Consider the following 9,252-nt stretch of genomic DNA (forward strand, 5'->3'; position numbering starts at 1 on the left):
TCTTATTTGCACAGAGATATTTTCAATTTGGGGGTCGCGGAAACTATTAGACCAATAGTAGATTGAGTTAATTTTTACGCCACGTCCGACTTGAACTTTTGCTTTTCCCTCTGAGGTTGTAGGTAGAGTAAGAATCTGAAAGTTTTCATCGTAAGGAATCATGCGGTGAACCCGACTGCCTCCAATCGCCATACCCGCAGCAAACGCATCCCTCGGACTCTGGAAAAGTGCCGGATGTTCGTCTGTATCATAAACTTCGTAAGCCCAAGCGCAAAGATATTCATAAAGTAAACCAAGTGTCCATACAGCTAGATTTTTAGGGTTAACTGACTTGGTGACTTGGCGGACATTACGAGTTATTTGTGTATTACCAAGTAAGTTATGGACAAATTGAGTATTGGAAGTTCCAAATAGACGTTCGCAAACCGAACCAAAACGAGCTTTGGCTGGGGGTCTTTGCTTTTTTGTACATTCAAAAGTAGCTAGTAGTGTTTCAAAATAAACGCTGTGAAACTCTGCACCGTTATCTACCACTACAATTTGGGGAAGCCTGCCGTGACGCTTGACACAAATTCTTAGCACCATTAAGCAAGAACGATATGAGGGTGAGTCAAACGTTAGGTAAACTGCCAGCAATCGCCGTGAATAAGCATCTACGAGAAATGTTGCCCAAGGTCTGCCAAGATTGCGACCTGTATCAGAGCAAACTAGCTCTACATCTAACTCAGTATGATCTATATGCCCAATTTCAAAAGGGCGATCGCCGTGTCTTGGGGTAGTTATAGCAAGCTCCCAATAGAAGGATTCATGCTGATAAGCGGCACGACGACCTTGGCGTTTTTTAGTCTGTTCGTAACCAGTCCGGCGTTGTACTTCTTTGGTAAATGCTTTATAGCTCGGAGCAATTACACCAGATTGTTCGCAAGCTCGAACTAAAGCCGCGTGAACCTCCCACATTCTTTTTTGTTTAAGAGTTTCATAGTCTTCTAAAATAAACTTCTCCATAATTGCTAAGGTGTCTTCGGGCAGCTTGCGCTGACGATTACCTTTGACACTGCGATGGGACAAAAGCCCAATGTAGCCGCAACCGTATTTTTGAATTGCAGTTAGATATTTAGCTTTCCAGTCACGAATGGTACGGGCTGGTATTGTTTCGTTTTCTGGGGGATGGCCGTTTAAGTAGGGTTCGATAGTTCTGTAGCGTTCAAGAGCTTCTGCTTGGTCTTCAGGACTAGCTTGATAAAATCGCTGCCAAGATTCTGTACTAATAGCTGTTTTTTCTGGTGTTTGGAGACTTGTGATTTTTCCTTGGCGAACCAGATTCTCAAATATAGCTTTTTTAAGTTCAATTAACTGATTATTTTCTGCGCCAAGTATAACCTCTGTTTCTCCTACATGGATGATATTTAAACCTTTGCCGTCCCAATTAACAGTCGTTCCAATAACAATATTGACTACAGGAGAGATAGCCGGAAGACTTACACTTGGCTGTTCAACCATTAATCTATAAGCACCAGCAGTTTGTTCGTCACGGAAGATTAGACATCTTTCTGGTTCAGCAAGTGCTGTAGTATTTAAATCAAAATAGATTTGCTCTTGAACAATTAAGGTGTAGATATCGTCAGATTTAGCTCCTGTTGACCCATTGAGTAATTCTGCTAAAGTGATTCCTGGTTGAGATGACACAACTGCAAGTAATGATTGAGCGATCGCTTCTTCCACTACTAGAGATTCTGAGCGATAATAATCTTCTAAAAATTGCAGATTACGTTGCAGAACCCAATTGATTTCCCGATCTGAGCGAATGCGGTAATAAAGCCCAAACTGGTTAGCATAGTCTTCTCCTGGCGGACAATGCCATTGATTATCTTCTTCAGAGTAAAAGTAACGATTGGGGTTTTTCTGTGCTAGTTTTTTCAAATCATGCTCAGTTTTACATTCTTCCCAACCAGCCGAATTGGTTCGGATGACAAATAAATCTGGGGTGTGTAAAACGCCTAATCTACGTCCGTTACTTGCTTGATACTCAAGTTTAATTTGCGGTGGTTGATCGTAGAATTCTAGAACATTTTCATCATGTTCTAACTGATAGATAATTGGCAGTTCAACCCGATGAGACTCAAATTGAATCGTGACTCCCATCTTGCGGCTAGGGTAGCGTCCCGAAACATTCTTGCTACCGCCACCAACGCGACGGGATGGCTCAGATGAGCGAACTTTCTCAATAATTTTTTGCCCTGCCTCGGATATTTGAAGGCGAGCAACCCATTGTTCAAATTGCTCTTTCATATACTCCTTAGTAAGCGCAAAGCGCTTTATTTTATGAATCTATCAAAATAAGGCCATAAAGTTAGGAACTTGCTTGCCTGATGCTATACTACTTAACTTTATAACACTTATATTGTGCAAAAGTCCACTGATAGTAGATGGATTTAATGGTGATACTGGTTCAGTATTGGTTTGTGACGCAAAAACACCCCAGTATTGAGTACCGCTTTGGCAAAGCCATTAGGCGGCGAAGGCGAGAGTTAGATTTATCCCAAGAAGAACTGGCTGAAAAGTCAGGACTTCATCGCAACTACATCTCAGGAATCGAAACCGGAGAGCGTAACCCTTCGTTAAAAAATATTGTTAAGTTAGCCGCAGCTTTGGAGATATCTGTCTCCGATCTCTTTGTTAATTACGGTATCGAGGTTAAGAGTGAATCGGAAACTAATCCCTAAAATTTAGCTGTTAAAACTAAAGTACCAGCATTTAGGTTAATCCAAAAGGGATGACTATTTACTCAGAACATTGGAGCCTAAAACCTCTAGAAATCCCGCAACGGAGTCGGTTATTTTCTCTTGAACCTATGGCGGTGGGAACTCCCTACGCAGAAAGTCTTAGTAGCTATCTCCATCGTTTGGCACAGGTGCACTGTTTAACCTCTCAGAAGCTCGTTATGGGAGAAATTGCGCCACTTATCCTCAAAGATGAGGATAAATCTGAGCTACTGTCAAAAAATCTGAGTCACTTATTGGGAAATAGCGATGCTAAACCGGCTATTAACGGAATGCGAGAAATGACAGGAAAGTTAGTCACTGTCTTAGAAGAGTTAACAATGCGTCAGGATTTACGCTTTTTGACCCTTTTAAGCTGGAAAGGAATGATTTATGACAAGGGGTTATTTCGGAACTATCGCGCTTGGTGTCCTTGTTGTTGCGAAGAGTGGATGCAGGAGAACAAAACTATCTATGAACCATTATCATGGTCATTTAAGGATGTAGAATTTTGTTTGATTCACAAACAGCGATTAATAGAACAATGTTCTCATTGTGGTGCCCGTTTACCTGTGATGGCTAGGTTTTCACCTACGGGATTTTGTTCTCGTTGTTACGGGTGGTTAGGACAGGAAATTAAAGGCGAAGAAGAAATAGAGAAATATCGAGTTAATATTCAAGGAATTAGCGAATTAATTGCACTTACTCCCCAATTAGGTTATAAACCCATCCCGATCGAGTTAACCCGAAAATTACAATTGATTTTGTTAGTGTTTGAACAAGCAATTGGAAAGGATGTGAATTTATTGGGATATTTAGGAGGAATCATGGAATCGTTGAGGATAGCCTCAACAACAAATCAAAGTCAACCTTATCATTTGGTGAAGTTGATTATTCCTGTGTGCGAAAAGGCGAAGATTAGTGTATTCCAGTTGTTTGGATCAGATTTTAAGGAATTGGGCAGGATATTGTTCGGGAATTTTAGTCTGGAATTAAAGTTGTAGAAGTTTAGTATAAACGCCTAATTGTTCCTCATGTTTACATGACATAAGTTAGGATAAGTTATCCTAACGCTGCTTACGTTTAGTCAACAACCACAACCACGCCAGCAAAAAACAAACGAGTGTAGCTAGAAAACTCCCTAGCAAGGATAATGTTAAGGGGTGAATTGGGTACTTAAAATTTATTATCCCTGGTGCGAAGGGTTTATCTATGTGTTGGGTGACAACACCTGAAACTATTGAACCACCACCTAAGCCGATACCTATGATTTGAATGGTGTTTTCTAAGGAGCGATCGCGCTCTGCTTGTTCTGTTTCTACTATCCCCCGAATAGTATCAACTAATTGTCCAAATATTTCTTTACCTGGAGCAAGATAGTTAATATCTGTTTGAATTTGTTCTTGCCATTTTTGACATTCTTTGTTGAAAAAATATTCCCAGAATTGGGTAATATTGCCGTTATTAATGGCTTTAATGTTATCTAAGCAGGTTTTGTAATTAGTAATATTGGTAGTAATTGCTGTGTGGTGGGTTTCTAAATCTTGACAGCATCTGGTGTAGTCTAAGCTTGTTTGCGGAACTTGGGATATTAAACTTTTTAATGCCGATAATTTTGTTTGATTCCCAGTTATCAGATTGTTAAATATTTGGATTTTATTTTCTAAATCGCCGTAAATTTTTCTCCCTTCTCCATAACGTTGACGCGCTAGTTGATAAATGTAAAGTATTTTGTGGTAGCTACAAAATAAATCTCGCAACCAGTTATAGGCTGATTCTGCAAGCGTTCCTGTTGCTGCTTGACTATTATTAATGACTATTAAAATTTGACACTGTTTAGCAGGGTTATCTGGTGCATTGGTGTCAAGTGCTTGGTATCCAAATAATAAACTCTCAAACAGTTCTCCCTTGTGTATTAATGTGGGAGAATTTAAACTAGTTCCTGCTACTAAGGCTATGGCAATTTTTTGTGCTAAAGTCTCACAATCTTCACTGGGTTCTACTTCTCCATAAACTGATAATGTTTGTCCTAATGATGCTTGAATATTAGCGGGTAATAAAGATTGGGGTTGAAAATGTTGCAGTTGGGGTATGTCTATCTCGGTGTTTGGTAATTCGGGAGATAAGGTTAAATCAACAGCGTAGGTGTCATTAAGTAAGAATGGCTGAAGATTAGCGTTAATGTTAAATCCGGCTGGGGTGGGGAGACTACCTAAGTCTAAATCTTTTCCTGAAATGCTTAACCATTCACTTTTGATGGCTATTTCTTGCTGGGGTGTGTATACACCATGATGATAAGAAACTAATTTTGAACGCAAATCTTTTAAGCCAGGAAAGGTAAGGGTATTCTCTCCCAATTTCACCAAATTGTCCCATAATAAGTGAGCATCTGCCACAACTTCATCAGGAAGATGGGTGAGGGTGTGGCGAAGATGAAAGGCGTAGAGGCTGAGGCTAAAATTCTTCACTGTGTTGGTTGAGATTTTGGCTTGTCTGATAAAGGCGCGTTGAGTTTAATAGCATTGTCTAACAATTCCTTTGATGATGGGCTGGGTTTATCTGGTGGTGTCTGTGATTTACTGTTAGCTATCCCTAAGTGTTTATCTTTATCAATAGAAGATTCAGCAGTGATTATTTCGAGGTTTTCTTCGTAAGCTGCTAACAGTTGACTGCGAGATTCTGTTTGTAACCAATCCTCTAATCTTTCGGCAATTTCTTCATCGTCATCTTCTGGTAAATTGCTATGTATTTGTTGTAATTCTTCCCAGTCGGGTAGAGAAATTAACTGTGCTTGTGAATTAAGTATTTGAATAAGGGCTTGGATGCTAGTTTGAGATGACATTTGTTAAACTCCTTTACCTGTGTGATAAAAAGCAGCCCAATAAAAAGGTGACTTAAAGGGTGGTGTAGATTCTCTTTTATCTTTGGCGATTTCAGACAAGCGTTTATTTATTTCTTTCTGCCCAAATATACTTAATGATGATTTAGGTAGCCAATCTTGAAAGCCTTTAATTGTTGTATTTCTTAACCAGTGTTGTGCTGCATTTAAAGCTAATACAATATTAGTTTGCTGCTGTAGTTCTTCGTAAAATTTCATCATGAATAAGGCTGTAGCTGTAGCACTGACAGTCCAAAGGCTGCTGACTACATTGGTGCTGCCAGCTAACAAAAAGCCACTAGGTAAACCTATGTATTCGTCACTGGTGTTTCTGAAATCTATCATTCCAGTTTCGCAAGCTGAAAGAGTGACTAGGTGACAGTTTGCTAATTTGAAGTGAGCGATGATCTCTATTAAAGTTAGGTTTGCGTCGGCTAATTGTAAGCCGGAATCTTGGGGAGAGTTAGGGTTGAAGTAGCCGTGACAAAAGAAAAAGATGTTGTTCGCTTGGCGTAATTCTGGGTTGAGGGTGGTGTGATGATTTTCATCAACATGGAGAATTGCTGATTTGTTGGCTTTGGCTTGTTTGATAATATGAGCTTGAGTAAATTTCTTTTTAATGACGTTGACTGCACCTAAGTCTTTTTCGCCGTTTTCATATAAATCTGCTGTGGGGTTCTGCACAGCAAATAAAGATTTTAATAATGATTGAGATTCAGGACGTTGACGCAGTTGCACTTGTTGTAAGATTTGACAACTAGGTGCATAGCTTACGCCTTTGGGGAATAAGTCAATTAAGTATGATGATTTGACGGGTAAGGCATGGAGAGGGAATAGGTGTAAGAAGCGATGAGGAATGAGGATCAATCTTTGGCATTGTTCGGGGATGTGGCCTAGTATTTCTTCAATGTGCAGAATTTCTGCTAATTTGCTCAAGCGTGTTTCTAGTTGATTCTGCCATTGGATTTTATTTTCGTCTTCTGGGTTGTAGTAATCTATTAAATATTCATTACGCCAATCAATTAGTGCATCTAATTCTGCTGCTGGTGATTGCCAAGAAATTAATTGTTGTCCGTGAGGTTGGATGATAAAAGCAAGAATTCTATCTGTGGCAATGTACCATTCTATAACTGCTGTATTTGCATCTAAAGTTGTGGGTAATTGAGCAAACTTGAAGCCAGAACCAATAGGCAAATATTTATCTTGTAAGTTGTTGCGTTGCTGTCGCAATTCTTGGAGACGTTTTGCTAAGTCTTGGGGATTCTCCGCTTTACCATTTTGGATTTGATATTGTCCTACGGCTATTTCATCTCTGTAGGTTTCTAGTTGAGTCACAACATCTGGAGGGAAGATTGTTTTAGCGTCACGTTCCAGGATTTGCTCAACTAAGTTGCGAGTTTTACTCCGTTCAACATATTCAATCGCTTTAGTAATCTTATTTAATTCGAGGCAAACTCTTACCATACTAATATATAACTTGTTTCATTCTTCTGCTTGTTTGCGCTTACTTTCTTCACCAGAAAGTATTTCTTCCCGTAAAGATTCTATTGTGTCAATGGCAGATTTAAAATTACTGTACGCTAAGTCAAACTGGTTTGCGTATTGGTAAGCATTTCCCAGTATCCACAAAGTTTTTGCATATTCTTGAGGAAAAGCGTCAAAAGTCCTAATTTCCAGAGCAGCAGAGCAAGCAGCGATCGCTTTTTTCAGATTCTCAGGTCTCTCTCCCCTTATTCTCTCACAGTAAGCAAGCCCCAGATTATTTTGCGTTCTTGCCCAATCAACAGGAAAGGCTTTGCAAGTATATACTTCCAGAGCGGCGGTATAAGCGGCGATCGCATTTTCAAAATTCTCAGCCTTGTCTCCTAATATTCTGTTAGCGTAAGCACCTCCCAGATTATTTTGCGTGGTTGCCCATTGTTGGGGAAAGGTGCTGCGAGTATATATTTCCAGAGCAGCGGTATAAGCGGTGATCGCATTTTCGATATTCTCTGCATTGTCTCCTAGTATTGTGTTACGATAAGCATTTCCCAGATTAATTTGCGTTCTTGCCCATAGTTCAGGAAAAGCGCTGCGGGTATATATTTCCAGAGCAGCGGTATAAGCTGCGATCGCATTTTCGAGATTTTCAGCTCTATCTCCTAATATTTTTTCAGAGTAAGCATTTCCGAGATTACTTTGTATGTTTGCCCAATCAACAGGAAAGGCACTTCGGGTATGTATTTCTAGAGCGGCAGTATAAGCTGCGATCGCATTTTCGAGATTTTCAGCCCTATCTCCTAATATTCTGTCAAAGTAAGCATTTCCCAGATTGTTGTGTCCTTGTCCCCATAGTTCGGGAAAGGCAGTACGGGTCAATACTTCTAGGACAGAAGTAAAAGCGGCGATGGCATTTTCGATGTTATCTGCTTTGTCTCCTAATATTCTGTTACGGTAAGCAATCCCCAGATTATTTTGCGTTATTGCCCAATCGTCAGGAAAGGTACTGTGCGTTAACACTTCCAGAACAGAAGTAAAAGCGGCGATGGCATTTTCGATGTTATCTGCTTTGTCTCCCCTGATTCTATCTATGTAGGCACCACCAAGAGAACCTTGCGTTTTTGCCCATTCTAAATAAGTTTGCTATGACTGGCGCACAGGAAGGAGGAGAATTTTTTACACCGCCTTCTTTGGTACGCACCATTGTAAATATGATTGAACCTGACCGGGGAAATGTCTTAGACCCTGCTTGCGGTAGTGCGGGTATGTTTGTGCAGACAGGACATTTTGTGGAAAATCGCGGTGAGGATGTAGCTGCAAAGATTACTTTTTACGGACAGGAAAAATCGGATACTAACACCCGTCTAGCGCGAATGAATTTAGCGGTTCACGGATTAGAAGGGATAATTCGCCAGGGTAATACTTTTTACGATCGCTGGGAAGAGTTGCTGGGTCAATGTGATTTTGTCATGTCTAACCCGCCGTTTAATGTCAATGGGGTGAGTCCAGAGAAGGTGAAGACTGACTCGCGGCTGTTTACTGAAAAAAAGATACCGGGAATTGCGGCGAAAACTAAAGCAGTGAGCAATGCAAATTACCTCTGGATACAGTATTTTTACAGTTATTTAAATGAGCGAGGTAGAGCCGGGTTTGTGATGGCGAGTTCAGCATCGGATGCGGGACATGGGGAAAAGGAGATTCGAGAGGAATTAATCGCCACTCAAGCGGTGGATATGATTATCTCTATTGGAACAAACTTTTTTTACACAAAATCGCTACCTTGTACATTGTGGTTTTTTGACAAGGGTAAACCAGCAGAACGCCAAGATAAGGTGTTGATGATTGATGCGCGGAACCTCTACCGAGTAGTGACGCGCAAAATCCGCGATTTTAGTGAAGAACAACTCCAGAATATCACGGCGATCGCTTGGTTGTATCGCGGTCAGCAGGAACGTTATTTAGGGTTGGTGGGGGATTATTTAAATAAGACGCACCAAGAAGCGGGGACTATTGCAGGTGTATTGACACAGTTGGAGTCACCGTTAAGTAGCTGGGCGGGAAAATTTATAACTATGTAACGAAAAGTTAATTAGAACGATTAAAGTCAAATTTGACACGTTTTGTACTGTAGTTTCC

At 40.4% G+C, this 9,252-nt stretch carries 8 protein-coding genes; 3 read left to right on the forward strand and 5 right to left on the reverse strand.

The genetic code is table 11. The annotated features are described in order from the left end of the window. Positions 1-2,289: TnsA endonuclease N-terminal domain-containing protein (locus V7K42_RS04590; protein ID WP_334913965.1), on the reverse strand; the 2,289-nt coding region annotated here is incomplete at its 3' end. A gap of 146 nt (positions 2,290-2,435) precedes the next feature. Between V7K42_RS04590 and V7K42_RS04595 the strand changes: the two genes are divergently transcribed. Beyond that, the gene (locus V7K42_RS04595; RefSeq protein ID WP_334913967.1) at positions 2,436-2,723 is read left to right on the forward strand and encodes a helix-turn-helix domain-containing protein; all 288 of its coding nucleotides are present in this window, start codon (positions 2,436-2,438) and stop codon (positions 2,721-2,723) included. Positions 2,724-2,773: 50 nt separating this feature from the next. After that, positions 2,774-3,763 carry a TniQ family protein gene (locus V7K42_RS04600; RefSeq protein WP_334913969.1) on the forward strand — a complete coding sequence of 330 codons (990 nt, stop codon included), beginning with the start codon at positions 2,774-2,776 and terminating at the stop codon, positions 3,761-3,763. A 63-nt stretch (positions 3,764-3,826) separates the two neighbouring features. On the opposite strand, the gene V7K42_RS04605 is transcribed toward V7K42_RS04600, so the two are convergent. From V7K42_RS04605 to V7K42_RS04620, 4 genes are read right to left on the reverse strand one after another with little or no spacing between them, the layout of a single operon-like run. After that, positions 3,827-5,227, reverse strand: coding sequence for a hypothetical protein (locus V7K42_RS04605; protein WP_334913971.1), 1,401 nt, complete (start codon positions 5,225-5,227; stop codon positions 3,827-3,829). Further along, positions 5,224-5,601, reverse strand: coding sequence for a hypothetical protein (locus V7K42_RS04610; protein ID WP_334913973.1), 378 nt, complete (start codon positions 5,599-5,601; stop codon positions 5,224-5,226). The genes V7K42_RS04605 and V7K42_RS04610 overlap by 4 nt, the downstream gene beginning before the upstream one ends. 3 nt (positions 5,602-5,604) lie before the next feature. Next, complete coding sequence (locus tag V7K42_RS04615; RefSeq protein ID WP_334913974.1) at positions 5,605-7,101, reverse strand: CHAT domain-containing protein; 1,497 nt, start codon at positions 7,099-7,101, stop codon at positions 5,605-5,607. Between the two features lie 18 nt (positions 7,102-7,119). Then, entirely contained in the window at positions 7,120-8,136 is a 1,017-nt protein-coding gene (locus V7K42_RS04620) for a DUF937 domain-containing protein (protein WP_334913976.1), read from the reverse strand. Positions 8,137-8,261: 125 nt separating this feature from the next. On the opposite strand from V7K42_RS04620, the gene V7K42_RS04625 reads away from it, so the two are divergent. Further along, on the forward strand, positions 8,262-9,194 hold the full coding sequence (locus V7K42_RS04625; RefSeq protein ID WP_334913978.1) for an HsdM family class I SAM-dependent methyltransferase: 933 nt from the start codon (positions 8,262-8,264) through the stop codon (positions 9,192-9,194). Positions 9,195-9,252: the final 58 nt, after the last annotated feature.

It is taken from the genome of Nostoc sp., from assembly GCF_036917455.1.
Lineage (GTDB): Bacteria > Cyanobacteriota > Cyanobacteriia > Cyanobacteriales > Nostocaceae > Nostoc.

Coding starts and splice junctions, on each gene's coding strand:
- V7K42_RS04610 (WP_334913973.1), bottom strand. CDS start 5,601: ATGTCATCTCAAACTAGCATCCAAGCCCTTATTCAAATACTTAATTCA.
- V7K42_RS04615 (WP_334913974.1), bottom strand. CDS start 7,101: ATGGTAAGAGTTTGCCTCGAATTAAATAAGATTACTAAAGCGATTGAA.
- V7K42_RS04595 (WP_334913967.1), top strand. CDS start 2,436: ATGGTGATACTGGTTCAGTATTGGTTTGTGACGCAAAAACACCCCAGT.
- V7K42_RS04600 (WP_334913969.1), top strand. CDS start 2,774: ATGACTATTTACTCAGAACATTGGAGCCTAAAACCTCTAGAAATCCCG.
- V7K42_RS04625 (WP_334913978.1), top strand. CDS start 8,262: ATGACTGGCGCACAGGAAGGAGGAGAATTTTTTACACCGCCTTCTTTG.